Source organism: Streptomyces sp. NPDC031121 (assembly GCF_055570615.1).
Genome location: NZ_JBVIGV010000001.1, coordinates 484,906 through 511,260 on the forward strand (window position 1 = coordinate 484,906; position 26,355 = coordinate 511,260).

Here is a 26,355-nt window from a genome sequence, read left to right on the forward strand (position 1 = left end):
GGGCGGGGAGATGCAGGCCGGGCGGGACTTACGTCATGTAGGTCACACCGAACGGCGGGTTTCGGAGCCCGGAATGGCGGGAAACGAGCCTGGTTCGGGTATGCGGCAACCGGGTTGCGACCCCCTGGCTTCGCACCCCTGACGGACCCCGGGCACGTGTGGCCGAGATCATGTCCTTCCCGGTCGAACCCTACGTCAATGCGGCGCCTGCGGGCTGCCCGGAAGAGTGACGAGGATCCGGCAGCCCCGAGCCGATTCGGCCACCCCGATCCGGCCGCCGTGCAGCTCGACCGCCCAGCGGGCGATCGCCAGCCCCAGCCCCGTCCCGCCGTCGCCGCTGTTCGCGCTGCCCCGGTTGAACCGCTCGAAGACCCGGTGCCGCTCGGCCTCCGGGATCCCCGGCCCCTCGTCGACCACCTCCAGCGCGAGGCTCCCGGGGGCCTCCCCGGCGCGGGCGCGGACGGTGACCCGCCCCAGGGCGGGGCTGTGCCTGACCGCGTTGTCGATCAGGTTGGCGACCACCTGGTGCAGCCGCTCCGCGTCCGCGTACGCCGTCAGCCCGGACGGGAACACGTCCAGGTGCAGGTGGACGTCGTTGCGGGTGTGCCCGCCCGAGCCGGAGGCCAGGCCCGGCCGGCCGGCCGCCGCCAGCCCCGCCTCCTTGAGCACCCCCGACAGATACGGCCACACCTCGAAGCGGCGCGCCCGCAGCGGGACCACGCCGTTGTCCACGCGGGACAGGTCCAGCAGCGTCTCGACCAGCCGGCCCAGGCGCTCCGTCTGCTTCAGCGCGGTCCGCATGGTCTCCGGGTCGGCCTCCGAGACCCCGTCCACCACGTTCTCCAGCACCGCCCGCAGCGCCGCGATCGGTGTGCGCAGCTCGTGCGAGACGTTGGCGACGAGCTCCCGGCGGTGCCGGTCCACCGCCTCCAGGTCGTCCGCCATCAGGTTGATCGTGGAGGCCAGGTCGCCCAGCTCGTCGCGGCGGCCCGCCCCGCGCACCCGGCGCGTGAAGTCCCCGTGCGAGATCGCCCGCGCCACCCGCGTCATGTCGTCCAGCGGGGCCGTCAGGCCGTGCGCGACGAACTGGGTGATCAGCATCGAGGCGATCACCGAGAAGACCGTGATGAACCGCAGCTCGGTGTCCGTGCGCAGGGCCACCAGCAGCAGCCCCGTCGTGATGAACACGGAGACCACGACCAGCGTCCCGAGCTTCGTCTTGATCGAGAACGGCGAGAAGGGCCGCAGCCCCTCGCCGTGGGCACCCGGACCGGGTCCCGGGCGTGGGCCGGGTCGGTGTCCGGGGCCGTGGGAGCGGCCGGCGCCGCGCGTCCTGCCGGGGCGGCCGCCGTTCACGCCTGCGCCGGGGTCTCCAGGGCGTACCCGACGCCGTGCACGGTGCGGATCCGCTCGGCCCCGATCTTCCGCCGCAGGGCCTTGATGTGGCTGTCGACGGTACGGGTCCCGGAAGCGTCGGCCCAGTCCCACACCTCGGCCAGCAGCTGCTCCCGGGAGAGGACCGCCCGCGGCGTCCCGGCCAGGCACACCAGCAGGTCGAACTCGGTCGGCGTCAGGTGGACGTCCTCCGCCTGCACCCGCACCCGGCGCTGGGCGTGGTCGATCTCCAGGTCCCCCAGCCGCAGCGTGGCCCCGCGCGGCGCGTGCGCGGCGAGCGTGGCCCGCTCCACGCGGCGCAGCAGGACGTGCACCCGGGCGGCCAGCTCGCGCATCGAGAAGGGCTTCGTCATGTAGTCGTCGGCGCCGACGCCGAGCCCGACCAGCATGTCGGTCTCGTCGTCCCGCGCGGTCAGCATGAGCACGGGCACGGGCCGCTGCGCCTGGACCCGGCGGCAGACCTCCAGGCCGTCGAAGCCTGGCAGCATCACGTCCAGCACCAGCAGTTCGGGCAGCCAGCTCTCGGCGGACGCCACGGCGGCCGGGCCGTCGTACGCCGCCTGCACCTGGAAGCCCTCGGCGCGCAGCCGCGCCGTGATGGCGTCGGCGATGGTGCGGTCGTCCTCGACCACGAGCACGCGCCGCTGTGCGCCTGGGGTGGCCGCGGCGCCGCCGGTGTGGGTGGTGTGTGTCTGTTCCATGTCCCGCCCCTGGAGATCCGCGTGATGGGGTGCAGCGTAGAGGAGCCACCGGCCTGCGGCTATGCGGGGTTCAGACAGCGAAACCACCGGAATTGTTGATTCCGATTGCGGTCGGAATGGGGATATGGCGGGGGATGCCGGATGCCGCGGGGGCGGCCGGGGCCGGGGTTCGGCGGGTGCGGGTGTGCGGTGGGGTGGCCGGGCCTGGTGGGTGTGGTGCGGGCAGGGCGTCCCGGGGGAACGGCCAGGGGGACGGGTTCCCGCCCGGGGTTCGCGGCCGCGGGCACGTCGACCGCGCTCAGTCGGCCTCGAAGGGGGGAAGGGCGTCCAGGACGGGTTGCAGCCCTGCCGGAACGGAGCCGTCGGCGGTCGCCACCTCGCGTCCCGCGTGCACGAACGCGTACGTGAACCCGTCGAAGACGGTCCCGCCGGCCGTCGAGACCCGCGGCAGCCGCGGGAAGTCCGCCGCGGCGAGTGCGGCGCGCAACTCCGCCAGGCCCTCCGGCGAGAGCCGGCCCGAGCCCGCCGGCCGGCCCTTGCCGTCCAGGCGTACCCACGAGCCGTCGCCCTTCACCAGCAGGCTGGTCGTCTTCCCGGCGTAGCCGCCGCTGCGGGTCACCGCCACCAGCCGCTCGGCGGTCGAGGAGGGCGCGGCCGGTGCCGGGGCGGCGTCGGATGACGCAGGCGGCGTGGAAGGAGCGGCCGTCGCGGGCGGCGCGCCCGCCGGCGCGGCCGACGGGCCGTCCCCGGGCGCCGGGCTGCACCCGGCCGACACCACCGCTACCCAGGCCAGCGCTCCCGCCGCCCCCACCACTCTCCGTGCGCGCACACCCACCCCCCGCAGGACCCCTCGGTCGGCCGACCCCCGAGTATGGACGGCGCACCGTTCCCACGGAACCCACCGGAGGACCGCATCCGCACCGCCGCCCGGCGCGCACTGCCGCCGCTGCTCGCCCTCGCCCTCGGCCTGTGGGGGCTGGCGCGCGCGGGCAGCATGTGGCGGGACGAGTCCGTCACCTGGCAGGTCGCGCACCGGCCGCCCGCCGGGCTGTGGGACCTTCTCGGGCAGGTCGACGCGGTGCACGGCCTCTACTACCTGCTGGTGCACACCCTCTTCCGGGTCTCCGGCACCGGGCCGGACGCGGCACTCGACGGCGGCCTGTGGATGCTGCGGCTCCCCTCCGTCGCCGCGACCGCCCTCGCCGCCGCCGGCGTCGCCGCGGTCGGCCGCCGCCTCGCCGGAGAGCGGGCCGGCCTCCTCGCCGGGGCCGTCTACGCGCTGCTGCCGCCCGTGCAGGCGTACGCCCAGGAGGGCCGCTCGTACGCGCTGGTCGCCGCAGCCGTCGCCTGGGCCACGTACCTGATGCTGCGCGAGCGCTGGGCGGCGTACGGGGCGGTCATGCTCCTCGGCTGCTGGCTGCACGAGTTCGCGGTCCTCGCCCTGGCCGCGCACGCCGTCACCGCCCGCCGCTCGCGGGGCTGGCGGCGCAGCGCCGCCGCCGTGCTCGTACTCCTCCTGCCGCTCGCCGCGGTCAGCGCCCGGCAGGCCGAGCAGCAGCTGGGCTGGCTCGGCCGGCCGAAGTGGCACGACTGGGCGGCGTACACGGCCGTCACCGCGGCCGTGTGGCTGCTCGCCCGGCGCGGCGCCCTGCCGGACCGCCTCACCCGGGTCGCCGTGCCGCTCGCGCTGCTCCCGCCGGGACTGCTCCTGACGGTCTCCCTCGTCCACCCCTGGTACGTCGACCGGTACGTCCTCTACTCCCTCGCCGGACCGGCCCTGGCCGCCGGGGCCCGCCTCGCCGCGGCGCGCGGCCCGCTGCCGTGGGTGCCGGTCGCCGCCCTGCTCGTACCCGCCGTCTGCTGGTCGGTGTGGCTGCGGACCCCCGAGAGCCGCAAGGACGACGCCCTCGCCGTCGCGGCCGCCGTACGCGAGCAGGCCCGCCCCGGCGACCCGGTGCTGTTCATGCCGGCCCGGCGCCGCGAGTGGCTGCTGTCCTCGCCCGGTGTGTACGGCACCCTGACCGACCTGGCCCTGGAGCGCACCCCCGCCGCCTCGGCGACCCTGTGGGGCACGGAACTGCCGCCGGAGGAGATCCGGGCCCGGCTGCTGGCGTCACCGCGGGTGGTGGCCCTCACCGACCCGGAGGGCCAGCCGCTGGACCCCTACCCGCGGGAGGCGGTGAAACGGGAGGTCCTGGCCGCCCACTTCGACCTCTGCTCGGTGACGCAACTCCACGGCGCCCGCCTCACCGTTCACGCCCGCCGCGGCACGTGCCCGTAACCGGCTGCCCGGAACACCCGCCGCCCCGCCCCCTGTCACGCCACCCATACGAGCATCCCGTCCCCCTCCCGGGCGGCGTCCCGGAAGAAGCGCTCCAGCTCCCGGTAGTGGTCCAGCACCCAATCCAGCGGTTCCCCCCGCTCCCACACCGCGGCCGGATACACCTCCTCCGCGGCCAGGGCCCGCGCGGTGACCCCCTCGACGAGCACTTCGGGCGGCGTGGCCGCGAGGGCCTCGGCGGCCGCGGCGACGCGGTCCGGCGCGAGGTGCCGTGGCGGCCCGTACCCCCAGTGCGGAGCGCCGGGCACGGCGGCGTCGCCGTACACGACGTCGACCGGGAAGCCGATCCGGTCCAGCAGCACCGACAACGCGTGCCACGCCTTGTCGGTGCTGTGACACCGCCCCGGCACCGACTCCGCAGACGACGCCCCCCACTCCGCCTCGGCCAGCCCCTCCGCGAGCTCCCGCGCCCACTCCGGCTCGCGCAGCGCCCGCCGAAACTCGGCCGGCCGCAACCGCACGTACATCCCGATCATGCCCATGCCCGGAGGCTAAGCCGCACCACCGACAGCGCCGCCCCACCTCTGACCCCACCTCCGGCCACCCACCCACCCCGTTCGCCCCAGGCGAACGCCTGTTGGGGAACATCAACCCGCGCATATCCATTGAGTCGGTGTAGCTCAACTTGACTGCCGGAAGGAAGATCATGGCTTCGACGTCCGTAACGCTCACCCTGCCCGTGCTGCCGCTCGACGACGAGGTCGTGCTGCCCGGAATGGTCGTCCCGCTGGACCTGTCCGACGCCGAGGTGCGGGGTGCCGTCGAGGCCGCGCAGGCGGCGGGCGGCAGTGGGAAGCCGCGGGTGCTGCTCGTCCCGCGGGTCGACGGCAGGTACGCCGGCACCGGTGTGCTCGGGACCGTCGAGCAGGTGGGCCGCCTCGCCGACGGCGATCCCGGCGCCCTCATCCGCGGCGTCGGCCGTGTCCGCATCGGCGCCGGCACCACCGGCCCCGGCGCGGCCCTGTGGGTCGAGGGGGAGAGCGTCGACGAGCGGCTCGCCGACCCGCTGCCCGGCGCCGTCACCGAGCTGGTCAAGGAGTACAAGGCCCTCGCCACCAGCTGGCTCAAGAAGCGGGGCGCCTGGCAGGTCGTGGACCGCATCCAGCAGATCGAGGGCGTCTCGGCGCTCGCCGACAACTCCGGCTACTCGCCGTTCCTGACCGTTGCCCAGAAGGTGGAGCTGCTGGAGACCGCGGACCCCGTCGCCCGCCTCCGGCTCGCCATCGCCTGGCTGCGCGACCACCTTGCCGAGCAGGACGTAGCCGAGTCCATCGCCAAGGACGTCCAGGACGGCGTCGACAGGCAGCAGCGCGAGTTCCTGCTGCGCCGCCAGCTCGACGCCGTCCGCAAGGAGCTCCGCGAGCTGAACGGCGAGAAGGAGGGCGAGGAGTCCGACGACTACCGAGCCCGCGTCGAGGCCGCCGACCTTCCGGAGAAGGTCCGCGAGGCCGCGCTCAAGGAGGTCGACAAGCTGGAGCGGGCCAGCGACCAGTCCCCGGAGGGCTCCTGGATCCGCACCTGGCTGGACACCGTCCTCGAACTCCCCTGGAGCGAGCGCACCGAGGACGCCTACGACATCCGCGGCGCCCGCGCCGTCCTGGACGCCGAGCACTCAGGCCTCGCCGACGTCAAGGACCGCATCACCGAGTACCTCGCCGTCCGCAAGCGCCGCTCCGACCGGGGGATGGGCGTCGTCGGCGGCCGCCGCGGCGGAGCCGTCCTCGCCCTCGTCGGCCCGCCCGGCGTCGGCAAGACCTCCCTCGGCGAGTCCGTCGCGCACGCCATGGGCCGCAAGTTCGTCCGCGTCGCCCTCGGCGGCGTCCGGGACGAGGCCGAGATCCGCGGCCACCGCCGCACGTACGTCGGCGCGCTGCCCGGCCGCATCGTCCGCGCGGTCAAGGAGGCCGGGTCCATGAACCCCGTCGTCCTCCTCGACGAGATCGACAAGCTCGGCTCCGACTTCCGCGGCGACCCCGCCGCCGCCCTCCTCGAAGTGCTCGACCCGGCGCAGAACCACACCTTCCGCGACCACTACCTGGAGGTCGAACTCGACCTCAGCGACGTCGTCTTCCTCGCCACCGCCAACGTCCTGGAGGCCATCCCCGAGGCCCTCGCCGACCGCATGGAGCTGGTCCGCCTCGACGGCTACACCGAGGACGAGAAGATCGTCATCGCCCGCGACCACCTGGTGCCCCGCCAGCTGGAGCGCGCCGGCCTCGCCGCGGACGAGGTCGTCCTGGAGGACTCCGCCCTGCGCAAGCTGGCCGGCGAGTACACCCGCGAGGCGGGCGTGCGCACCCTGGAGCGCTCGATCGCCCGCCTGCTGCGCAAGGCGGCCGCCCAGCACGAGCTGGGCGAGCGGGACCTGCCCCTGCACGTCGGCGCCGACGACCTGCGCGGGCTCATCGGGCGCCCGCACCACGTCCCGGAGTCCGCGCAGGACCCCGCCGAGCGGCGCACCGCCGTCCCCGGCGTGGCCACCGGCCTGGCCGTGACCGGCGCCGGCGGGGACGTCCTGTTCGTCGAGGCGTCCCTCGCCGACCCGGAGACCGGCGCGGCCGGGCTGACCCTGACCGGGCAGCTCGGCGACGTCATGAAGGAGTCCGCGCAGATCGCGCTCAGCTTCCTCCGCTCGCACGGCGCGGAGCTGGAACTCCCCGTCGCCGACCTGAAGGACCGGGGCGTGCACATCCACTTCCCGGCGGGGGCCGTCCCCAAGGACGGGCCGAGCGCCGGCATCACGATGACGACCGCCCTGGCCTCGCTGCTGTCCGGCCGGCAGGTCCGTACCGACGTGGCGATGACCGGCGAGGTCTCCCTCACCGGCCGGGTCCTGCCGATCGGCGGCGTCAAGCAGAAGCTGCTCGCCGCGCACCGCGCCGGCCTGACCACCGTCATCATCCCCAAGCGGAACGAGGCCGACCTGGACGACGTGCCCGCCGAGGTGCTGGAGCGGCTCCAGGTGCACCCGGTGACCGACGTGCGCCAGGTGCTGGAGCTGGCGCTGTCCCCGGCGGACGCCGCCGCGCCGGCCGTCCCCGCGGCGGCCTGACCCCGGCACCGGCCGGCACGGCCCGGGATCCCGTTCCGGCGGGGTCCCGGGCCGCGCCCGCGAGCGCTGCGAAATACTGGTGCCCCTCGGCACAGCAGTGCGGACACACGGACAGGAGCGGCACGTGCACGGCAGCGAAGACCAGGAGTTCCTCGCCCTGGAGCGGGAACTGTCCGTCTTCCTCCGGCGGGCCCGCGCCTCCTCCGGCGAGATGGCCCGCGCCCTCCACCCCGAACTGGAGCCCGCCGCGTACGGGCTGCTCGTACGCCTGGAGGCGGCCGGCCGCCAGCGGGCCACCGAACTCGCCGCCTACTTCGGCGTCGGCAAGGCCACCATGAGCCGCCAGCTGCGCGCCCTGGAGGTCCTCGGGCTGGTGGCCCGCGAACCGGACCCCGCGGACGGCCGCGCGTTCCTCGTCGGGCTCACCGAGGAGGGCCGCGAGCGGTTCCTGAAGGTGCGCGGCGCCCGCCGCGAGCGGTACATGCGCAAGCTGGCCGACTGGGACCGCGGCGAGGTCGCGGAGCTGGCCCGGCTGCTGAACCAGCTCAACCAGGGCGAGGACTGCTGAGAGCCAGGGCCAGGGCCAGTGCCAACAGGGGCGGGGCCTGACCTCGGGGCCGAGGGCCTTCGGCTCCGACGGCCCCGCCTACAGCTCCGCGTACGCCGCCGACGCGTCGTCGTGCCGCTTGCCGCGGGCCCGGCCGCGGCGGTCCGGGTCCGACTCCAGGGCGCGCACCCGCCCGATCAGCCCCTGCGCCCCCTCCTTGCGCAGCACCGCCAGGCACTGCGCCCAGTCGCCCTCCCCGAACGTGTCTGTCCACCGGCTCGCCCCGTCGGTCAGCACCGCCAGCGACCGCACTTCCTCCCGCGGCGTGCGCCCGGCCACCGCCCGGGCGGCCACCGCCGGGTCCGCGGCCGCCGTGAAGAAGCCGCCCTCCGCGTTCCGCAGAGCGTCCGCCGACTCCCGCGTCCGCAGCGCCGCGCGCGGGATCCGGTCCAGCCGGTCGTCGAGCACCGCCGACACCGCCCCGTCCGGGGCCTCCAGCAGCAGCACCGAGTCCGACAGCACGAGGTGCTCCACCCCCTCCGCGTCCCAGCGGACGACCACCACCGTGGCCTGCGGGGTGCGTACGTGAGAAAGGTCACACGTCTCCCGGTGGGCGTCGGCCGTCGCGCGGATCGACTCCGCCAGGATCCGGGCCAGGGGCATGTCCCGCCGCGAACCGGACAGTTCGGTCAATCGGCCCCCCAGGCGGGCCGTGAACCACGGGACTCCGTGCGAGCAGCCCGTGTCGCCGGCGGGCGGCGTGACCCCGTCCAGGGCGACGAGTACGCCGCCCCCCGCGGCGGGTGTAGCGGCTGATAGCCAGTCCTCGTTGGGGCGTTCCGGGTCTCCGGGGGCCGTGGCGAGGTCGATGCGCATACGGGCATTCTGCCCACCGCCGCCCCCTCGCGGGGCCGCCCCGCGCCGAAAAGTCCGTACCAGAGCGGGCGGTGGCATCCGGCTGCCGTGCCGCGGCCCCCCGGGGGCACCCGCGCGCCCCGGCCGCATGTGGGCGCGCATACTGCCAAAGCCCCCACCGATCTTTCAACCACCCGTCCGCGGAGCGGCGCGGCGGCCGGGATGCCGAGTTGGTCGCCAACTCTTCCGTGATGTTCACTCGTTCGAGTGGCCGGGTGGGCGATGTCGGGCTCTCTCCCCAACACACTGCGAAGGTCTGAGGCGGTACGAGGGGGCAGGGGGCGTTTACTTGTTGACCGGCCGTTACCTCGGCCACACGAGTAGACGAGCACGAGCACACGTACAGGATTGCGAGCACCGGTGCAGAAGAAGCGGTCTCGGAAGAACGGCACCGCCACCGACGGACCCGCCCCCGCAGGACGCCGCGTCCACGTACGCAGCAGGCTGGTCGTCGGCGTCGCCGTCGCCGGCCTCACCGTCCTCGCGGCCGGCGCGCCCGCCGTCGTCACGGCCACCCGCGAGCTGAACGACTCCCAGCAGCTCGTCACCCTCGCCGAACAGACCCGGCACACCCTCACCCTCGCGCACCTCCTCGCCGACGAGCGCGACGCCGTCGTCGAGTACGTCGCCAAGGGCCGGCCCGGAGGCCAGGCCAAGGGACCCGTCCAGGAGCGCGCCGCCCTCACCGACCGGCGCATCGCCGAGGTCCAGGCCGAAGCCGAGGCCCAGGCCGACGAGCCCCTCGCCAAGGCCGCGGGCCGCATCCAGGGCGTCCGCACCGAGGCCGTCGACGGCAAGGGCACCGCCCTCGCCGCCCACCAGGCCTACGCCGGCGTCCTCGCCGAACTCCTCGCCCCCGGCGACCGGCTCGCCGAGCAGACCCCGCCGCGCGCCGAGGCCGCTCTCGCCACCACCCGCCCCCTGGCACCCCTCGGCCAGGCCGTGGAGCAGGCCTCCGCCACCCGCGGACTGCTCCTCGCCGCCCTCGCCGTGCCCCGCAGCGAACAGGGCGCAGGGGCCGCCGCCGCGGACGAACTGTCCGCCGCCGCCCAGCGGGCCCGCGTACGGGAGCAGGCCGCCCTCGACGACTTCACGCGCGCCGCCCGCCCCGACGTACGCCAGACCCTCGCCGCGACCGTCACCGGACCCGAGGTCAAGGCCGCCGACGAGCACCTCAAGCGGCTCACCGAGCGCCCCACCCTCTCCACCGCCGACCGCAAGCTCGACGGCGCCGCCCTCGCCCCGCCGCTGACCGCCCGCATCGACCGCATGCGCTCCGTCGAGGCCACCCTCGCCGGGCAGCGGGCCACCGCCCTCGCGGCCCTCCGCGACGACGACGTGACGCGCCTGGAACTCGTCATCGCCGTGCTCGGCGTCCTCTTCCTGGTCGCCGTCGGCGTCGCCACCGCCGTCGCCCGCTCCCTCACCCGGCCGCTGTCCGTCCTCCGGCGCGGCGCGGCCCGCCTCGCGACACCCGAGGGCTCCGTCGAACCCGTCCGCTTCACCGGCCGGAACGACGAGTTCGCCGAAGTCGTCCGCCACCTCAACGCGGTCCGCGAGCAGACCGTCTCCCTCCACACCAAGATCGCCGGCATGGACGCCGACCGGCGCCGCCTCATCGGCCGCAACGAAGCCCTGTCCAGTGGCCGGGACGCGCTCGAAGCGGAACTCCGCGACCTGCGGGCCGGCCTGGAAGAGCACCGGCGGATCATGTCTGCCACGTCGGTCTCGCTGTCGCTGCGCAGCCTCGGCCTCGTCGAGCGCCAACTCGCGGTCATCGAGGAGCTGGAGGCCAAGGAGCAGGACCCGGACCGGCTCGAGACCCTCTTCCGGCTCGACCACCTGGCGACCGTGATGCGCCGCCACAACGAGAACCTCCTCGTCCTCGCCGGCCAGGAGCACGGCACCGGCGGCGGGGCGCCCGTCCCGCTCGTCGACGTCATGCGCGCGGCGGTCAGCGAGATCGAGCGCTACGAGCGCGTCGACCTGGCCGTGGCGCCGTCGTTCACCCAGGTCGCCGGACACGCCGCCGACGACATCTCCCACGTCCTCGCCGAACTGCTGGAGAACGCCACGACGTTCTCCCCGCCCGGCGTCAAGGTCAAGGCCTCCGCCCGCCACCTCGACACGGGCGACGTGGTCTTCCGCGTCGTCGACGAGGGCATCGGCGTCACCGCCGACCGGCTGGAAGCGCTCAACGCCCGCCTGGCCACCCCCGACGCGTACGACGAGGAGACCGAAGCCGAACACGGCCTCGGGCTCGGCCTCTACGTGGCCGGACGCCTCGCCGCCCGGCACGGCGTCACCGCCGAACTGCGCGCCGGGCAGTACGGCGGCACCGAAGCGCTGGTCGTCGTCCCTGCGGCGCTCCTCCAGGACGGGCCGCCGGCCGCGTCCCCCGTGCACACCTTCGCCGCGCCGGGCCTGCCGCGGTTCCAGCTGCCGGGCGTCGTCGCGGAGGCCAACGAGCACATCCTTCCGCCGCGGATGCGGCCGGAGGAGGGCGCGGGGGCGGCCGGAGTCGGGGCTGTCGGCGCCGCTGAGGGTCCCGAGGTTGGCGGGGCTGCCGGTGCCGCTGGTGGTGCCGAGGCCGTCGGTGGTGCTGCGGGCACCGGGGTCGAGGAACCTGTCGAGGCATACGGGGCGTTCGGCGCTTCAGTGGCTGCGGGGGAAGCGGCCCCGGGTGGTGCGGCCGATGAGACCGGTGCGCTCGAAGAGGCGGCCGAGGCTCCGGGCGCGCGTGCGGCCGGGCCGGCCCCGGACCCGCTGTTCGACCCACTGACGGACCCGCTGCCCGAGCCGGGCGCCGACCCGCTGCCGCAGGTTGCTGCCGAGTCGCTGCCGGGGGTCGCTGCTGATCCCCTGACGGACCCGCTGCCCGAGCTGGGCGCTGAGTCGCTGCCGGGGGTTGCTGCTGATCCCCTGACGGACCCGCTGCCTGAGCTGGGCGCTGAGTCGCTGCCGGGGGTTGCTGCTGATCCCCTGACGGACCCGCTGCCCGAGCTGGGCGCCGAGTCGATGCCGCAGGTTGCTGCTGATCCGCTGACGGACCTGCTGCCGGAGCCGGGCGCCGAGTCGATGCCGCAGCTCGATGCCGAGTCGCTGCCCGAGATCGCCGCCGACCAGCAGGACGTGCCGGCCGCCGCGGCGCAGGGGGACGTGCCCGCGCAGGGCGAGCCCGCCGACGGGGTGGGGGACGTGCCCGCGCAGGGCGATGTTCCCGCCGAGGGCATGCCGGCCGATTCCGCCGCGCCGACGGATCTCGCCAAGTCGGCCGACTCGTCGGCCGGGTCCCCTGCCGGGCACGGGTTCACCGCGCCCGCGCAGGCCGTTGCGCCCGTCACCCTGGCCGACGCCTTCGCCGCCGAGGCCGCGGCCGCCGCCGACGGCCCCGCCGCCGACGCGCACGCTGCCGCGCCCGAGGGAGCGCCCGCGCCGCTGCCGATGCGCCGGCGGGTCCCGCAGCAGGAGGTGCCGCCCGCCGAGCAGGTGTTCACCGCGCAGACCCCGGCCGACCGGGATCCGGGCGACGAACTCCTCGCTCGTGTCGTCCCCGACACGGAACGGTCCGCCTCCGGGGTGCCCGACACCGGCCCGGCGGCCGCCGAGTCCTCGCCCGCCGCCGCCCCGCCGGCCGTCGTACCGGACGGGGACCCCGCGCTGCCCGGGCAGTCCGCCGCACCCGTCGCCCCCGACGCGGAACGGCTGCCCCCGACCGACCATGTCTTCACCGCCGGCGGCGGCGTACCCGATGCGGCCGAGCCGCACCGGCACGCCCCCGCCGACAACGAGCGGGTCCCCCGCCAGGGCAGCCACCCCCAGCCCGGCATCGCGGAGGCCGTCACCGACAAGGGCCTGCCGAAGCGGACGCCCCGCGTCGTCGCCGCCGGCCGGGCCCCGACGGCCCCCGGGGCCGCCGCCGGACCCGGCGCGGCCCCGGCACGGCCGGCCCCGCGCCGCGTCGACGCGGAGGAACTGCGCCGCCGGCTCGGCGGGTTCTACCAGGGGACGCGGGACGGGCGGCGCGTCGTCGCCGCCGAGCTCGCACAGGACACCGACCAGGGGGACACCGCACAGGAGGCACGCACATGACCGCGCCCAGTACGTACGGACTGAGCACCCAGGCCCGCAACCTGCAGTGGCTGCTGACCGACCTGGTCGAGGAGGTGCCCGGCGTCAACTCCGTCGCCGTCGTGTCCTCGGACGGGCTGCTGCTGCTGTCCTCCGACCCCGGCGGCGCGGCCGCGTCCGCCCGGAGCGGCCCGGGCCCGGGACACGGTCCGGGCGGCGGCGGCCGGGCCAGGGGCCCGCGCGGCGCCTCCGCCGACCTCGCCACGATCGTCTCCGGCCTCGGCAGCCTCACCACCGGCGCGGCGGCCCTCATGGAGGGCGGCGACGTCAAGCAGACCATGGTCGCCATGGAGCACGGCTCCGTCTTCGTCATGGCGATCAGCGACGGATCACTGCTCGGCGTGCACGCCACGCCGGACTGCGACATGAGCGTCGTCGCCTACCACATGGCCCTGTTCGTCGGCCGCGCCGGACACGTCCTCACCCCCGAAGTCCGCAGCGAGCTGCGCCAGTCCATGGAGAACACCCCGTGAGAGGTACGGCCTCCGACCGGCTGCCTATACGCGGAGCCGATCGCCGACCCGCCCGCGTCCGCCCGTACTCCCTCACGGGCGGCCGCACCCGCTTCACGCAGGTCCTGCACGTCGAGACGTTCGTCGCCGCCCTCGACAGCCGCGTCTCGCAGCCGCAGCAGCCCGGCGGCCCCGGCGCGGCGGCGGACCGGGACGCCGACCGCATGCCCGAGATGCCGGCCATCGTCGAGGTCTGCCGCCGCATGCGCACGATCGCCGAGATAGCCGCCCTGCTCAAGCTGCCGCTGGGCGTCGTCCGCGTCCTCGTCAGCGACCTCGCGGACCAGGGCAGGGTCCGCGTCTACGGCACCGGGCACGGCCCGGGCCGCCCCGACCGCGCACTGCTCGAAAGGGTGCTCAGTGGCCTTCGCCGTCTTTGAACCCGCCATCGACGACGACCCCGTCCGGCCCTGGCAGTACGACCGCTCCCGCGCGCCCGTCGCCGTCAAGGTGCTCGTCGCGGGCGGCTTCGGCGTCGGCAAGACCACCTTCGTGTCGTCGGTCTCCGAGATCGCGCCGCTGCGCACGGAAGCGGTGATGACGCAGGCCAGCCTGCCCACCGACGACCTGTCGGCGACGCCGGAGAAGCACACCACGACCGTCGCGATGGACTTCGGCCGGGTCACCCTCGCCGACGACCTCGTGCTGTACGTGTACGGGACGCCCGGCCAGGAGCGGTTCTGGTTCATGTGGGACGACCTCGTGCGCGGCGCGATCGGGGGGATCGTCATGGCCGACACGCGCCGCCTGCGCGACTGCTTCCCCGCACTCGACTACTTCGAGAGCTGCGGGCTGCCGTACGCCGTCGCCGTCAACCACTTCGACGGCTCCCACTCGTACGAGCCGGAGGACGTGCGGGAGGCGCTCACCATCCCGGACCGCATACCCGTCCTGATCATGGACGCGCGGCGCCGGGAGACCGTCGTCGAGTCGCTGCTCACGCTCGTCGGGCACGCGCTCGACGCGACGCCCGAGTAGCAGGAGACCCAACCGCCCCGCCCGCGCCGTCCTTCCCGCCCGCACCACCAGCCACCCACCCGTACCCCGAAACGAGACGTGAGATGCGCAAGATACTCGTCGTGGGGGCCGGCCAGTCCGGTCTCCAGCTCGCCAGCGGCCTCCAGGCGAAGGGGTACGACGTCACCCTCATGTCCAACCGGACCGCGGACGAGATCCGCACCGGGCGGATCATGTCCACGCAGGTCATGTTCGACACCGCGCTGCGGCACGAGCGCGACCTCGGGCTCGACTTCTGGGCCCGGCACGCCCCCCGGATCCAGGGCCTCGGCGTCTCCGTCGCGGGGCCCGACGGCGCCCGCGCCGTCGACTGGCTCGGGCGTCTCAAGGCGTACGCGCAGTCCGTGGACCAGCGGCTGAAGATGGCGGGCTGGCTCGACGCGTTCGTCCAGCAGGGAGGCCAGCTCGTCGTGCACGGCGCGTCCGTCGCCGACCTGGACTACTTCTCGCGCACCTACGACCTGGTGCTGGTCGCGGCCGGCAAGGGCGAACTCGTCTCGATGTTCGGGCGGGACGAGGCGCGCTCCCCGTACGGCAGCCCGCAGCGCGCGCTGGCCGTCTCGTACGTGCACGGGCTCGCGCCGAGGCCCGAGCACCCGGGGACGGAGGCGGTGCGCTGCAACCTGGTGCCGGGCGTCGGCGAGCTGTTCGTCATGCCCACGCTCACCACCTCCGGGCGGGCCGACATCCTGTTCTGGGAGGGGATCCCCGGCGGCCCGCTCGACGTGTTCCGCGGCGTGACCGACCCGGCCGAGCACCTGCGGCTCACCCTGGACCTGATGAAGACGTTCACGCCGTGGGAGCACGCACGCACCGGGAAGGTCGAACTGACCGACGCCGGCGGCACCCTGGCGGGCCGGTACGCGCCGGTCGTCCGCAACCCGGTCGGGCGGCTGCCGGGCGGCGGGGCGGTGCTGGGCGTCGCGGACGTCGTCGTCGCGAACGACCCGATCACCGGACAGGGCGCGAACTCGGCGGCCAAGTGCGCGGCCTCCTACCTGTCGTCGATCCTGATGCACGGGGACAAGCCGTTCGACGAGGCGTGGATGAAGGCCACCTTCGACAAGTACTGGTACACCACCGGCAAGCCGGTGACCCAGTGGACGAACGCGATGCTGGCGCCGCCGCCGGCGCACGTGCTGGAGCTGATCGGCGCCGGCGGGCGGTACCAGGAGGTGGCGGACCGGTTCGCCAACGGCTTCGACAACCCGGCCGACTTCGACGCGTTCTTCTACGACCCGCAGGACGCGGCGGACTACCTGGCGGAGGTGGGGGGCGCGGAGGCGGCTGCGGAAGCGGAGGCCGAAGCGGAGGCCGAGGCGGCCGGTTCCGGAAGGGTGGCCGGTTCTGGTTCGGCGGCCGCTTCCGACGCGGCCGGTACGGTGCCGGCTTCCCGGCCGGTGCCGGATTCCGGTGCGGCGTCCGCGCCGTCGGGCGGTCCGGCCGCCGAGTAGCCGGTGTCGTCCCCGGCCTCGGCCGTCCCGGGCAGCGGCGGCGGGACGAACGAGGCCAGCGGGGCGTCGCCCGCGTCGGGGCGCACCGCCCCCAGCAGCGGATTCGCGGCGATGGGGGACACCTTTACCGGGGCACCCGGCCGCGGGGCCTGGATCACCTTGCCGTCGCCGATGTAGAGGGCGACGTGCGTGGCCGTCGGGAAGTACACCACCAGGTCCCCCGGCCGCAGCCGGTCCAGCGGCACCCGCGGCAGCCGCGCCCACTGCTCCTGGCTGGTGCGCGGGATCGCCCGGCCCGCGTGGGCCCATGCCTGCGAGGTCAGGCCCGAGCAGTCGAACGCCTCCGGGCCCTCGGCGCCCCACTCGTACGGCTTGCCGACCTGCGCGGCGGCGTACGCGAGGGCCGAGCCGCCGGCGGCCGTCGGGGTGCGGGCCGCCGCCGAGGCGGGCGCGCCCAGCGCGCCGGACGCCAGCAGGTCGCGCTGCGCGGAGGCGGTGTCCCGGGCCTCGCGGGCGTCGACCCGGGCGACCTGGTCGGGGGTCAGGGCGGCGAGTGCCCGTTCGACCTCCCGGAGCCTGCGGTCCGCCTCCTCCTTGAGCTCCTTCTTGCGGGCCGCGCCCGCCTGCTGGGAGTCGAGGGCCTTGCGGGCCGCGGTGGCGAGGGTGCCGGCCCGCTGCTCGCCGCGGGCGAGGCGGGCCAGGACGCCTGCCTGGCGGGCGCCCTCGCGTGCGGCGAGGCGGCGCTGGTCCTGGGCCGCCCGGAGATCGCCGGTGAGCAGCATCCTGCTGTACGGGGACAGGCCGCGCACCCCCTGGTACTGCTCGCGGGCGATCCGCCCGGCGGCGGCCCGCTCCGCGTCGAGGGCCGCGCGGGCGCGTCCGAGTTCGGTGCCCAGGCGGCGTTCGTCGTCCTGGCGGGCCTTGAGGGCGGCCTCGGCGGCGTTGTAGGCCTCTGCGGCCTCCTCGGCCTGGCGGTAGAGCGCCTGGAGGCGGGTCAGCAGGGCGCCGACGGAGTCGGTGGCGCCGGCGGTGGCCGGGGCGGTGGCGCCGGCGGTGGCCGGGGCGGCGGGGGCGGGAAGCGGGGTGGGTGAAGCGGAGGGTGAAGCGGAGGGGGTCGGGGTGTCGGCCGGTGCCGTGACCGGTGCCGTGCTCGGGGTCGCCGTCCCGGCCGTGGTCGTGGCCCTGGTCGTCGCCGTACGGGCGGTCGCGGCGTGGGCGGACGGGCGCGCGGCTCCCGTGGGGGCAGCGGCCGGGGCGGTCGCACTCGGAGCGGGGGCCGGCGTCGCGGCCGGCAGCGGGTCGGCGTGCGGGGCGGGGAGCGGTCCGGCCGTGAGGCAGGCGGCGGCGAGGCAGGCGGCGGGGAGCAGACGGCGGGGCACGTGGTCACCTCCAGGCCGCCGATGCTGACACGGGCGGTATGACAATCCGCCCACCCTGCGCGGCCCTGCCGCACCGGCCACCCGGACGGCGTACGCGCGGGCGGCCGCCGGGATGAAACGCTCGCGGCGGGCGGGGCCAATAACCGGGTGAGGGGCCGAAGAGGGCCCCGCGGCGGCACCCAGGGGAGGGGCGCGGTGAACGGGACAGGGCGGGAGAAGCAGGTGCGGGGCGGGGCGCGGGCGGCAGCCCGGGCGGGGGTCGGGCCACCCGATCTCACCAGCCCCGAGGGATTCGGGGAGTTCTACGAGGAGCATGTGGACGCGGTGCTCGGGTTCGTCACGCGCCGGGTGGCGGACCCGCACGTCGCGGCGGACCTCACGGCGGACATCTTCCTCGCGGCGCTGAAGGCCGCGCCGACGTTCCGCGCCGACAAGGGCTTACCGCGCGCCTGGCTGTACGGGATCGCGCGCAACGTCCTGGCGAGTCACGCCCGCGGGCACGCCCGGGAGCGGGAAGCCGTCGCGCGGTTCAGCGGGCGGCGGCTCCTCGGCGACGAGGACGTGGCGGCGCTGGAGGAGCGGATCGACGCGCAGCGCGCCTACCGCGAGTTGGCCGCCCGGCACGCGGCACTGTCCGAGCCGCTGCGGGCCGTTCTCGACCTGGTCGTCCTGGACGGCCTCGACCCGGCCGAGGCTGCGACGGCCCTCGGGGTCACCCGGGCCACGGTCCGTGTCCGCCTGCACCGGGCCCGGCGCGCCCTGCGCGCCGCCGCGCCGGCGCGCAACAACCACCAGCGGGTACCGGCACAGCGAGTGGAGGCAGCGGGATGAGCGGGCGGCCGACGGCATTCGAGGAGAGGCTCAAGGCGGAGCTCGTGGCCATCGCCGGGCAGGGGCGGGGCGTGACGCCGGTGGACGGCCCGGAGGAGGCGGCCGAGCGGGCCGAGGTCTCCTTCCGTGCCACCGGCGTGCGGTTCCGGATGCCGCTCGCCGCAGGCGCGGCGGTCGCCGCGACGGCGGCCGCACTCCTGGCCGCGCTGCCAGGAGTCGGCGGAGGCATCGGTTCCGCGGCGGGCTGGCGCATGCCGTCCTGCCTGCCCGACCGCTCGGGCGGCCCTCCGCCCGGCGGCGGGCAGGGCTCGGGGGAGGTGCAGGCGCAGCCGGGGAGCGGGGCGTACCCGGACGGCCCGCCGGGGCGGGCCTCCCCGGAGCCGTGACAGGGCGCGGACGGGCGGCGGGGCGGCCGTGGGCGGTGTCAGGTGCTCAGCAGGCGGGCTTTGGCCGCGGAGAACTCCTCCGGGGTCAGCAGGCCCTCCCGGGCCAGGGCGGCCAGCTGGGCGAGCCCGGCCGCGAGGTCGGAGCCGCCGCCGGGACCGGGAGGGGCGGGAGCGGATTCTGCGGGGGGAGGCGGTGCTGCGGGTGCGGGGGTGGGCGCGGATGCAGGGGAGGGGGCGGGAGCTGCGGAGTCAGGCTCGGGCGGGGCGGGCGGGGCGGGCGGCTGCGGGGTCGGGCGGGGGCCGTGGTCCGGGGTGCGGGGCGGTGTCCGGGCCGCGTCCCACACGTAGGCGCCGCGGGCCAGCAGGCCGCGGAGGAGGGGGCGCCCCGGGGGGCGGCGGGCCGGGTGGACGACGGTGCCGACGGGGCGGATGAACATCAGGCGGCCCCCAGCCGTTCGGCCGGGATGCGGACCGAGCCCGCGATCCGGCCGCCCGCCGCGCGGACGGCGATCGCCGCGTCCTCCGCCCAGACGTGCTCGACGACCAGCAGGAGCGCGCAGCTGCCGCGTTCGAGGAGGTCCGCGGCCTCCTTGACGTCCTCCGGGCCGATCAGCGGAGCCGCCTCCCGGTGGGCGAGCAGCCCGTGCAGTTCGACGTACTCGTCGAACTCGGCGGCCATCACCTCCCCCTGGGCCGTCTTGGTCGCCACGAGGCCGTCGATCAGCCGGACATTGCCGGTCTTGCGCAGGCCCAGCACCGCCTCCACCGCCGGCACGCGCAACTGCTCCTCGGGGAAGGCGAGGACGATGAACTCCACAGGTCCCATGTGCCGAGGCTCCCATGTCCGCCCGTTCATGACTATTCGTCGGCACACTATGGCATAAGCGGACATGTCACCCGTCCACTTGCTACGTTTCCCGTATGACCGCTCTGACGGCAGAGGTGGCGGAGCCCGCCCCGCCTCCGCCTCCCGGCGCCCGTGCACCCCGGGGCAGGGGGGCCGAGCTGATGCTCCTCGCCGGGGCCGTCGCGATCTCCGTCCTCGGCCACCTCCACGTCGGCTTCGCGCTGACCGGCGAGCCGCCCCGCGGCGCCGACCGCTACGCCGCCGGGCTCGCCTGCGCCGCCCTGCTCGCCCACCTCGCCGTCCGCTTCCGGGCGCCGTACGCGGACCCGCTGCTGCTGCCGATCGCGTTCCTGCTGAACGGGCTCGGGCTCGTCCTGATCCAGCGCCTCGACGCCACCACCCCCCACCACCTCGCGGCCGCGGACCAGCTGCGGTGGTCCGGGCTCGGGGTCGCCCTGTTCGTCGTCGCCGTCGCCGTGCTGCGCGACCACCGGGCGCTCCAGCGGTACGCCTACCTGGCGGTGGCCGCGGGGCTGGTGCTGATGCTCGTCCCCGTGTTCTTCCCGCCGGTCAACGGGGCGCACATCTGGATCCGGTTCGGGGGGCTGTCCTTCCAGCCGGGGGAGTTCGCGAAGATCCTGCTCGCGGTGTTCTTCGCCGCCTACCTCGCCGCGAACCGCACCGCGCTCGCCCTGACCGGCCGCCGGCTGTTCTGGCGGCTGCGGCTCCTGCCGGGCCGCGTCCTCGGGCCGGTCGTCGCGATCTGGCTGCTCAGCGTCGGCATGCTCGTGCTGGAACGGGATCTCGGCACGTCCCTGCTGTTCTTCGGCCTCTTCGTCATCATGCTCTTCACCGCCACCGGGCGGACCGGCTGGATCGCCATCGGGCTCGCCCTCGCCGCCCTGGGCGCCTACGCCGTCGGCACCCTCGAACCGCACGTCCACAGCCGGGTCGCGGACTGGCTGAACCCCCTCGCCTCCATCGAGCGCGGCGAAGGCCCCGGCCAGCTCGCCCAGTCCCTCTTCGCGTTCGGCGCCGGCGGCCTGCTCGGCGCCGGACTCGGACACGGCCAGTCCTTCCTCATCGGCTTCGCCGCCAAATCCGACTTCATCCTCGCCACCGCCGGCGAAGAGCTCGGCCTCGCCGGCCTCACCGCCATCCTCCTGCTGTACGGGATCCTCGTGCACCGGGGGTTCCGCGCCGGGCTCGCGCTGCGCGACCCGTTCGGGCGGCTGCTGGCCACCGGCCTCGCCTCGATCATCGCGCTCCAGGTGTTCGGCATCGCCGGCGGAGTCACCGGGCTGATCCCCCTCACGGGCATGGCCATGCCCTTCCTGGCGCAGGGCGGCTCGTCCGTCGTCACCAACTGGATCATCGTCGCGCTGCTCATCCGGCTCAGCGACAGCGCGCGCAGGCCACTGCCGGACGAGGCGGCGGAGGGGGGCCGGTGATCCGGCACATCCGCTGGTGCGCCTGGTTCTGCGCGCTGCTCCTCGCGGCCCTGCTCGTCAACGCCGCACGCGTGCAGGTCTGGGAGGCCGCCGCCTACCGGGACAACCCGGCCAACAAGCGGTCCGCCGTGGAGCGGTGGGCGCAGCCGCGCGGCGACATCCTGGTCGAGGGGCGGCCCGTCACCGGCTCCCGCGACAGCCGGCAGCTGCTGCGCTGGGAGCGCACGTACGCGGACGGCCCGCTGTACGCGCCGGTCACCGGGTTCGCGTCCCAGACGTACGGGACGAGCCTGCTGGAGCGCGCCGAGGACGCCCTCCTCGCCGGGACCGGTCCCGGACTCACCGCCTTCCCCCTCTGGTACGACCTAGCCCGCGGCCGGCCCTCCGGCGGGAACGCGGAGACCACCCTCGTGGCCGCCGTCCAGCAGGCCGGGTACACCGCGCTGGAGGGCAAGCGGGGCGCGGTCGCCGCCCTCGAACCCCTGACCGGGAGGATCCTCGCCCTCGTCAGCAGCCCCTCCTACGACCCCGGGGAGCTGTCCGGAACCGGCGCGGCCGTCGCCGCGGCCTGGACCCGGCTGAACGAGGACCCCGCCCGGCCGATGCTGAACCGGGCGCTGCACGAGACGTACCCGCCCGGATCCACGTTCAAGATCGTGACGGCGGCGGCGGCGCTCGACGCGGGCACCGTCACCGACGTGGACGCGCCCACCCGGACCCCCGACCCCTATCCGCTGCCCGGCACCCGCACCCTGCTCCCCAACGCGGCGTCCGGCTGCGAGGACGCCTCCATGGCCGACGCGGTCCGGTGGTCCTGCAACACGGTGATGGCCCGGATCGGCGTCCGGGTGGGGCTGCGGGGCATGGCGGAGGCGGCCCGCCGCTTCGGGTTCAACGACGCCGGGCTCCGCGTGCCCGCCTGGGTGTCCCGGTCGAACTTCGACACCGACATGAGCCCCGACCAGCTCGCCCTCTCCGCCATCGGGCAGTTCAACACCAAGGCCACCCCGCTCCAGATGGCGCGGGTCGCCGCGGCCGTCGCGTCCGGCGGGGAGCTCCCCGCCCCGTACCTCGTGGAGCGCGCCACCCGGGCCGACGGCACCCAGATCCGCACCGGCGGCCGCCGCGGCGGCTCCGGCCGGGCCATGACGCCCTCGACGGCCCTGCGGCTCCAGGAGCTGATGGTCGGCGCCGTCGAAGACGGCACCGCGCGCAACGCGGCCATCGCCGGAGCGGTCGTCGGCGGCAAGACGGGCACCGCCCAGCACGGCGTCGGCAATGCGGGCACCCCGTACGCATGGTTCATCGGCTGGGCCAAGGCCGGGGACGAGCCCCTGCCGGGGGTCGCGGTCGCGGTCGTGGTCGAGGACGCCTCGGGGGACCGCGGTGACATCAGCGGAAACGGCGCGGCCGCACCGATCGCCCGCGCGGTGATGGAGGCCGCTCTGCGGGCGGGGCCTTGAGGGGGGCGCCATCCGCCCCGTCTCGCGTACTTCCCTGCAGGGAGGGGCCGTTGGTGCCGCCACCCGGTGGTAGACGCATCGTCAACAAGTCGTGCGCGGGGGATTGACGGTCTTGCTGACAGGCAGTCTCATAACTGGTGGCCGCGCAGCAGCGAACCCCGGCCGACGACGACGCACGACGACCGCCGCCAACCCAGTTAGGGCGAGGTGCCCCGCCATGACGACCACCACGACCACCGACGGCACGGACCGCAACCGGGCCCTCCAGGACGCGCTCGGCCTCCTCAAGGACCGCGAGCAGATCGCCGCCCGGCTCCTCGAATCCTCGGCCAGGCACTCCTTCGACCCCGACAGGGAACTCGACTGGGACGCGCCCCTCGTCGACGGCGCGTACTACTGGCCCCCCGAACTCCTCTCGCTGTACGACACCCCGCTGTGGAAGCGCATGGGCGAGGAGCAGCGCATCGACCTCTCGCGCCACGAGGCCGCCTCCCTCGCCTCCCTCGGCATCTGGTTCGAGATCATCCTGATGCAGCTCCTCGTCCGGCACATCTACGACAAGTCCCTGACCAGCAACCACGTCCGCTACGCCCTCACCGAGATAGCCGACGAATGCCGGCACTCGATGATGTTCGCCCGGATGATCCAGAAGGCCGGCGCCCCCGCCTACCCCGTCTCCCGCCTCAACCACAATCTCGCCCGCATCCTCAAGACCGTCTCCACCACCCCCGGCTCCTTCGCCTGCACCCTCCTCGGCGAGGAGATCCTCGACTGGATGCAGCGCCTCACCTTCCCCGACGAGCGCATCCAGCCCCTCGTCCGCGGCGTCACCCGCATCCACGTCGTCGAGGAGGCACGCCACGTCCGCTACGCCCGCGAGGAACTCCGCCGCCAGATGCTGACCGCACCCCGCTGGGAGCAGGAACTGACCCGCATCAGCTGCGGGGAGGCAGCCCGCGTCTTCTCCCTCGCCTTCGTCAACCCCCGGGTGTACGAGAACGTCGGCCTCGACCGCCGCGAAGCCGTCGCCCAGGTCAAGGCCAGCGGCCACCGGCGCCAGGTCATGCAGGCCGGCGCCAAGCGGCTTACCGACTTCCTCGACGACATCGGCGTCCTGCGCGGAGTCGGCCGCCGGCTGTGGCGCAGCTCCGGCCTCCTCGCCTGACCGCCACCCGGACGGCGGCCCCCGGAAGCTAACCTGCGGACATGACCGCACCCGCGTACCGCAGGCTGAGCGTCGAGGAGCGGCGGGCCCAGCTCCTCGACGCTGCCCTGTCGCTGTTCGCGCACCGGGCACCCGAAGACGTCTCGCTCGACGGCGTCGCCGAGGCCGCGGGCGTCTCACGGCCCCTGGTGTACCGCTACTTCCCCGGCGGGAAGCAGCAGCTGTACGAAGCCGCGCTGCGCTCCGCCGCCGACCGGCTCGACCAGTGCTTCGCCGTGCCGCGGACCGGGCCCCTCACCCGCCGCCTCGCCCTCGCCCTCGACCACTACCTGGCGTTCGTCGACGGGCACGACACCGGCTTCGCCGCCCTCCTGCAGGGCGGCAGCGTCGTCGAGACCTCCCGCACCACCGCCACCGTCGACGGCATCCGCCGCGCCGCAGCCGAGCAGATCCTCCTCCACCTCGCCGTGCCCGACCCCGGGCCGCGGCTGCGGATGATGGTCCGGACCTGGATCACCGCCGTCGAGGCCGCCTCCCTCATATGGATCGACGAAGGCAAGCAGCCCGACGCGGGGACCCTGCGGGACTGGCTCGTCGACCAGTTCATCGCCCTCCTGGCCGCCACCGCCGCCACCGATCCCGAAACCGCCGCAGCCGCCCGCGCAGCCCTCGCCCTGGAGGAGGCGGACGGCCCGGCCGGGGTCCTCGCCCGGCGCGTCATCCCCGTCGTCTCCGAGGCCGCGCACCTGCTGTGAGCCGGGCCGCGAGGGGCTGGGAGACACTGGAGGCGTGAGAAGCGAACCCACCCCCTTCGAGGGCGGCCCGATGGACGGCAGGGTCCTGCCCGTCCTCGTCGGCCCCACCGGCCACCCCCCGAAGTGGTACGAGATCCCGGTCCCGGCGGCCGACGGCGGCGACCCGGCCATCCTGCTGTACGAGCGCGTGCCCGCCGGATACAGCAAGCGGCTGGGGCTCCAGAAGGGGTGGAAGTACGACTACCGGCCGGGCGGCGAGAAGCCGAAGCTGCGCTGGCCCTGGAGCAGGCCGGCCGGCCGGTAGGGGACGGCGGCGGGCAGCCGGGAGCGGCCCGCGGAGCTGCCGGTACGCCGCGCCGGTCCGCGTCAGTGGTCCGTACGGCCCCGGCGGTGCATGGCGAAGGCCAGACCGGCCGCGCCGACCGCCGCGATGCCGCCGCCCGCCGAGAGCAGCAGCAGCCCGTCGCCCGGCTCGTCGGCCAGGGTGTGCAGTCGCAGGGTGCCGGTCGTCCCGGCGGCGACCACCCGTCCGTCTCGTGTCCCCGTCTTGTGCGCGGCCGCGGTCCCGTTCCCGGCCGCGTCCGCGTCCGCGGGGCGCGCGCCCGGGGCGGACGCCTGGTGCGCCGTCGCGGCCGCCTTGCCGCCGACCCACGAGTCCAGGCGGCCGTCCGGCCGCAGGGCCGCGTGCAGCGCGCCCGTCCCGCCCACGTCCGTGACCCCGTCCCGGCTGGTCAGCACCGCGGCCCGGGCCCCGTCGGCGCCCACGATCTCCGCCTGGTACGCCTCCCCGGCCCGGTAGACGTGCGCCCGGGACACCCCGTCCGCGAGCGCCACGCTCCTCAGCAGGGTGCGCGGGCCTGCGGACTGCGCGGCCGACGCGGCCGGCAGCCCCTCCGCCAGTGCGGAAGCCGCCGGCAGGGCCAGCAGCCCCGCGGCGCATGCGGCGACGGCTGCGGCACGAACGGAACGCCTGCTCAAGGGACTTCCTTCCGGGGCGGGGGATCGGTGTCGACGCGTCCACCCTAGGAACCGGCCGTTGCGGTACCGCGATGAGCAGGTAACAGCCACCCGACGGAGAGCCGTAGATGCCGTTACACAACCGAGAACTCCGCCGGGGGATTGCCACCGGGCGCCCCGGCTGCTCACATGAACGTCGGGGGTGAAGCCGATGCCCGAACCCGTGCCCGCCAGGCTCACGGTGCTGCCGAGCGGCCGTCCCGGCCGCGGCCGGCTCTACGTGAACCTGCCCGACGGCAGGGCGGTGGCCTGGTACGACCGCCAGGCCAACCGGATCAGCCTGCTCGCCGACCGGCACCGCGAAGCGGTCCTCGCCGCCCTGCGCCCCTACCTCTCCGGCTCCCCGGCGGTCGGCCCGCCGCCGGTGCCGACCGCCGCCGCGCTGCGCCGCCTCGCCCTGCCCCCGGACCGCGACCTCGCCCCGAACCGCCCCGGCGAGGCGCTGATCGGCGAACTGGCCTTCGGTTCGCCGGGAGGCCGCGAACGGCACCGCCTGCGGCAGGTGCTGGGCGCCCACCAGCGCATGGGGGACCGTCTCGACGGGCTCGAAGAGGGCGGCTGGCGGGTGCTGCACTGCGTGCCGGCGGGCGGGCTCGGCTCCATCGACCACCTGGTGATCGGGCCGGGCGGCGTGTTCTGCGTACGGACCGTGCCGGGGCGGCGGCAGCGGGTCGCCGTCGGGGATCTGCTGATCGGCGTCGGCCGTTCCGAACCGCGTCCGGAGCCCCGCTGGATCCGCCGGGCGGCAGCCGCCGCGGCCGGAGCGCTCGGCACGCCGGTCGGGGCGGCGCTGGCAGTCGTGGACGCCTCCCGCGTCGACGTCGCGCCCACCGTCCGCGACATCCGGGTGCTGGAGCCGGCCACCGCCCCGGCCGCCCTGGCGGCGGTTCCCGCCACCCTCAAACCGCCAGACGTGGAGGCGCTGTTCGGGCTCGCGCGGGACGTCCGGACCTGGCAGGGGTGGTGAGGAGCGGCGGGGCGGCCCCCGGTCGGCGG

At 75.5% G+C, this 26,355-nt stretch carries 24 protein-coding genes and 1 pseudogene; 16 read left to right on the top strand and 9 right to left on the bottom strand.

Features of this window, described 5'->3' with window-relative positions; translation table 11 throughout:
* Positions 1-195: 195 nt before the first annotated feature.
* The 3 genes from ACZ462_RS02290 to ACZ462_RS02300 all read right to left on the bottom strand — a co-directional run bounded on the left by ACZ462_RS02290 (position 196) and on the right by ACZ462_RS02300 (position 2,925).
* Positions 196-1,248, bottom strand: coding sequence for a HAMP domain-containing sensor histidine kinase (locus ACZ462_RS02290; protein WP_467807797.1), 1,053 nt, complete (start codon positions 1,246-1,248; stop codon positions 196-198).
* 104 nt (positions 1,249-1,352) lie between these two features.
* The gene (locus ACZ462_RS02295; protein WP_365508157.1) at positions 1,353-2,096 is read right to left on the bottom strand and encodes a response regulator transcription factor; all 744 of its coding nucleotides are present in this window, start codon (positions 2,094-2,096) and stop codon (positions 1,353-1,355) included.
* A gap of 298 nt (positions 2,097-2,394) precedes the next feature.
* On the bottom strand, positions 2,395-2,925 hold the full coding sequence (locus ACZ462_RS02300; protein WP_467807751.1) for a hypothetical protein: 531 nt from the start codon (positions 2,923-2,925) through the stop codon (positions 2,395-2,397).
* A gap of 42 nt (positions 2,926-2,967) precedes the next feature.
* Here ACZ462_RS02300 and ACZ462_RS02305 point away from each other — a divergent pair, with 42 nt between their 5' ends.
* Positions 2,968-4,377, top strand: a complete 1,410-nt coding sequence (locus tag ACZ462_RS02305; RefSeq protein WP_467807750.1) for a glycosyltransferase family 39 protein — start codon at positions 2,968-2,970, stop codon at positions 4,375-4,377.
* Between the two features lie 35 nt (positions 4,378-4,412).
* Here ACZ462_RS02305 and ACZ462_RS02310 read toward each other — a convergent pair whose 3' ends face one another.
* The gene (locus tag ACZ462_RS02310) at positions 4,413-4,919 is read right to left on the bottom strand and encodes a YfbM family protein (RefSeq protein ID WP_467807749.1); all 507 of its coding nucleotides are present in this window, start codon (positions 4,917-4,919) and stop codon (positions 4,413-4,415) included.
* Positions 4,920-5,083: 164 nt separating this feature from the next.
* On the opposite strand from ACZ462_RS02310, the gene lon reads away from it, so the two are divergent.
* Together lon and ACZ462_RS02320 are read left to right on the top strand one after the other, a co-directional pair.
* Entirely contained in the window at positions 5,084-7,489 is a 2,406-nt protein-coding gene (gene lon / locus ACZ462_RS02315) for an endopeptidase La (RefSeq protein WP_467807747.1), read from the top strand.
* Between the two features lie 124 nt (positions 7,490-7,613).
* Positions 7,614-8,057, top strand: a complete 444-nt coding sequence (locus ACZ462_RS02320) for a MarR family winged helix-turn-helix transcriptional regulator (protein ID WP_467807746.1) — start codon at positions 7,614-7,616, stop codon at positions 8,055-8,057.
* A gap of 78 nt (positions 8,058-8,135) precedes the next feature.
* On the opposite strand, the gene ACZ462_RS02325 is transcribed toward ACZ462_RS02320, so the two are convergent.
* Positions 8,136-8,912 (bottom strand): protein phosphatase 2C domain-containing protein, encoded by a 777-nt coding sequence (locus ACZ462_RS02325; protein WP_467807745.1) that lies wholly within the window; start codon positions 8,910-8,912, stop codon positions 8,136-8,138.
* Positions 8,913-9,311: 399 nt separating this feature from the next.
* Here ACZ462_RS02325 and ACZ462_RS02330 point away from each other — a divergent pair, with 399 nt between their 5' ends.
* The 5 genes from ACZ462_RS02330 to ACZ462_RS02350 all read left to right on the top strand — a co-directional run bounded on the left by ACZ462_RS02330 (position 9,312) and on the right by ACZ462_RS02350 (position 16,065).
* Positions 9,312-13,043 (top strand): sensor histidine kinase, encoded by a 3,732-nt coding sequence (locus ACZ462_RS02330; RefSeq protein ID WP_467807744.1) that lies wholly within the window; start codon positions 9,312-9,314, stop codon positions 13,041-13,043.
* The gene (locus ACZ462_RS02335) at positions 13,040-13,555 is read left to right on the top strand and encodes a roadblock/LC7 domain-containing protein (protein ID WP_467807743.1); all 516 of its coding nucleotides are present in this window, start codon (positions 13,040-13,042) and stop codon (positions 13,553-13,555) included. Before ACZ462_RS02330 ends, ACZ462_RS02335 begins: the two co-directional genes overlap by 4 nt.
* Complete coding sequence (locus ACZ462_RS02340) at positions 13,552-13,974, top strand: DUF742 domain-containing protein (protein ID WP_467807742.1); 423 nt, start codon at positions 13,552-13,554, stop codon at positions 13,972-13,974. The genes ACZ462_RS02335 and ACZ462_RS02340 overlap by 4 nt, the downstream gene beginning before the upstream one ends.
* On the top strand, positions 13,955-14,572 hold the full coding sequence (locus ACZ462_RS02345; protein WP_467807741.1) for a GTP-binding protein: 618 nt from the start codon (positions 13,955-13,957) through the stop codon (positions 14,570-14,572). Before ACZ462_RS02340 ends, ACZ462_RS02345 begins: the two co-directional genes overlap by 20 nt.
* A gap of 83 nt (positions 14,573-14,655) precedes the next feature.
* A complete protein-coding gene (locus ACZ462_RS02350; protein ID WP_467807740.1) occupies positions 14,656-16,065 on the top strand; it encodes a styrene monooxygenase/indole monooxygenase family protein in 1,410 nt (469 codons plus the stop codon).
* Positions 16,066-16,232: 167 nt separating this feature from the next.
* On the opposite strand, the pseudogene ACZ462_RS02355 reads toward ACZ462_RS02350, so the two are convergent.
* Positions 16,233-17,759, bottom strand: a pseudogene (locus ACZ462_RS02355) (C40 family peptidase); the annotation flags it as partial.
* Here ACZ462_RS02355 and ACZ462_RS02360 point away from each other — a divergent pair.
* A complete protein-coding gene (locus tag ACZ462_RS02360; RefSeq protein ID WP_467882724.1) occupies positions 17,640-18,275 on the top strand; it encodes an RNA polymerase sigma factor in 636 nt (211 codons plus the stop codon). The pseudogene ACZ462_RS02355 and the gene ACZ462_RS02360 overlap by 120 nt on opposite strands.
* Positions 18,272-18,661 (top strand): hypothetical protein, encoded by a 390-nt coding sequence (locus tag ACZ462_RS02365; protein WP_467802548.1) that lies wholly within the window; start codon positions 18,272-18,274, stop codon positions 18,659-18,661. The genes ACZ462_RS02360 and ACZ462_RS02365 overlap by 4 nt, the downstream gene beginning before the upstream one ends.
* A gap of 38 nt (positions 18,662-18,699) precedes the next feature.
* Here ACZ462_RS02365 and ACZ462_RS02370 read toward each other — a convergent pair whose 3' ends face one another.
* Entirely contained in the window at positions 18,700-19,098 is a 399-nt protein-coding gene (locus tag ACZ462_RS02370) for a hypothetical protein (RefSeq protein ID WP_467802549.1), read from the bottom strand.
* Entirely contained in the window at positions 19,098-19,487 is a 390-nt protein-coding gene (locus ACZ462_RS02375; RefSeq protein WP_331801052.1) for a DUF6325 family protein, read from the bottom strand. The genes ACZ462_RS02370 and ACZ462_RS02375 overlap by 1 nt, the downstream gene beginning before the upstream one ends.
* A gap of 95 nt (positions 19,488-19,582) precedes the next feature.
* Here ACZ462_RS02375 and ACZ462_RS02380 point away from each other — a divergent pair, with 95 nt between their 5' ends.
* The 5 genes from ACZ462_RS02380 (at position 19,583) to ACZ462_RS02400 (ending at position 24,646) form a co-directional block, all read left to right on the top strand.
* Complete coding sequence (locus tag ACZ462_RS02380) at positions 19,583-20,959, top strand: FtsW/RodA/SpoVE family cell cycle protein (RefSeq protein ID WP_467802550.1); 1,377 nt, start codon at positions 19,583-19,585, stop codon at positions 20,957-20,959.
* Entirely contained in the window at positions 20,956-22,422 is a 1,467-nt protein-coding gene (locus ACZ462_RS02385; protein WP_467802551.1) for a penicillin-binding transpeptidase domain-containing protein, read from the top strand. Before ACZ462_RS02380 ends, ACZ462_RS02385 begins: the two co-directional genes overlap by 4 nt.
* 217 nt (positions 22,423-22,639) lie before the next feature.
* Positions 22,640-23,587, top strand: coding sequence for an AurF N-oxygenase family protein (locus tag ACZ462_RS02390; RefSeq protein WP_467802553.1), 948 nt, complete (start codon positions 22,640-22,642; stop codon positions 23,585-23,587).
* A 41-nt stretch (positions 23,588-23,628) separates the two neighbouring features.
* Entirely contained in the window at positions 23,629-24,342 is a 714-nt protein-coding gene (locus ACZ462_RS02395; protein ID WP_467802555.1) for a TetR/AcrR family transcriptional regulator, read from the top strand.
* A gap of 34 nt (positions 24,343-24,376) precedes the next feature.
* Entirely contained in the window at positions 24,377-24,646 is a 270-nt protein-coding gene (locus ACZ462_RS02400) for a hypothetical protein (protein ID WP_467802556.1), read from the top strand.
* 62 nt (positions 24,647-24,708) lie between these two features.
* Here ACZ462_RS02400 and ACZ462_RS02405 read toward each other — a convergent pair whose 3' ends face one another.
* Positions 24,709-25,320: a hypothetical protein gene (locus ACZ462_RS02405; protein ID WP_467802557.1), complete on the bottom strand. Its 612-nt coding sequence runs from the start codon at positions 25,318-25,320 to the stop codon at positions 24,709-24,711.
* A 190-nt stretch (positions 25,321-25,510) separates the two neighbouring features.
* Here ACZ462_RS02405 and ACZ462_RS02410 point away from each other — a divergent pair, with 190 nt between their 5' ends.
* Positions 25,511-26,326: a nuclease-related domain-containing protein gene (locus tag ACZ462_RS02410; RefSeq protein WP_467802558.1), complete on the top strand. Its 816-nt coding sequence runs from the start codon at positions 25,511-25,513 to the stop codon at positions 26,324-26,326.
* Positions 26,327-26,355: the final 29 nt, after the last annotated feature.

Bases quoted from the DNA above. Each gene is read 5' to 3' on its own strand.
- ACZ462_RS02370 (WP_467802549.1), bottom strand. From the start codon at position 19,098: ATGTTCATCCGCCCCGTCGGCACCGTCGTCCACCCGGCCCGCCGCCCC.
- ACZ462_RS02335 (WP_467807743.1), top strand. From the start codon at position 13,040: ATGACCGCGCCCAGTACGTACGGACTGAGCACCCAGGCCCGCAACCTG.
- ACZ462_RS02310 (WP_467807749.1), bottom strand. From the start codon at position 4,919: ATGGGCATGATCGGGATGTACGTGCGGTTGCGGCCGGCCGAGTTTCGG.
- ACZ462_RS02380 (WP_467802550.1), top strand. From the start codon at position 19,583: ATGACCGCTCTGACGGCAGAGGTGGCGGAGCCCGCCCCGCCTCCGCCT.
- ACZ462_RS02295 (WP_365508157.1), bottom strand. From the start codon at position 2,096: ATGGAACAGACACACACCACCCACACCGGCGGCGCCGCGGCCACCCCA.
- ACZ462_RS02305 (WP_467807750.1), top strand. From the start codon at position 2,968: ATGGACGGCGCACCGTTCCCACGGAACCCACCGGAGGACCGCATCCGC.
- ACZ462_RS02350 (WP_467807740.1), top strand. From the start codon at position 14,656: ATGCGCAAGATACTCGTCGTGGGGGCCGGCCAGTCCGGTCTCCAGCTC.
- ACZ462_RS02410 (WP_467802558.1), top strand. From the start codon at position 25,511: ATGCCCGAACCCGTGCCCGCCAGGCTCACGGTGCTGCCGAGCGGCCGT.
- ACZ462_RS02375 (WP_331801052.1), bottom strand. From the start codon at position 19,487: ATGGGACCTGTGGAGTTCATCGTCCTCGCCTTCCCCGAGGAGCAGTTG.
- ACZ462_RS02395 (WP_467802555.1), top strand. From the start codon at position 23,629: ATGACCGCACCCGCGTACCGCAGGCTGAGCGTCGAGGAGCGGCGGGCC.
- ACZ462_RS02390 (WP_467802553.1), top strand. From the start codon at position 22,640: ATGACGACCACCACGACCACCGACGGCACGGACCGCAACCGGGCCCTC.
- ACZ462_RS02365 (WP_467802548.1), top strand. From the start codon at position 18,272: ATGAGCGGGCGGCCGACGGCATTCGAGGAGAGGCTCAAGGCGGAGCTC.
- lon (WP_467807747.1), top strand. From the start codon at position 5,084: ATGGCTTCGACGTCCGTAACGCTCACCCTGCCCGTGCTGCCGCTCGAC.
- ACZ462_RS02325 (WP_467807745.1), bottom strand. From the start codon at position 8,912: ATGCGCATCGACCTCGCCACGGCCCCCGGAGACCCGGAACGCCCCAAC.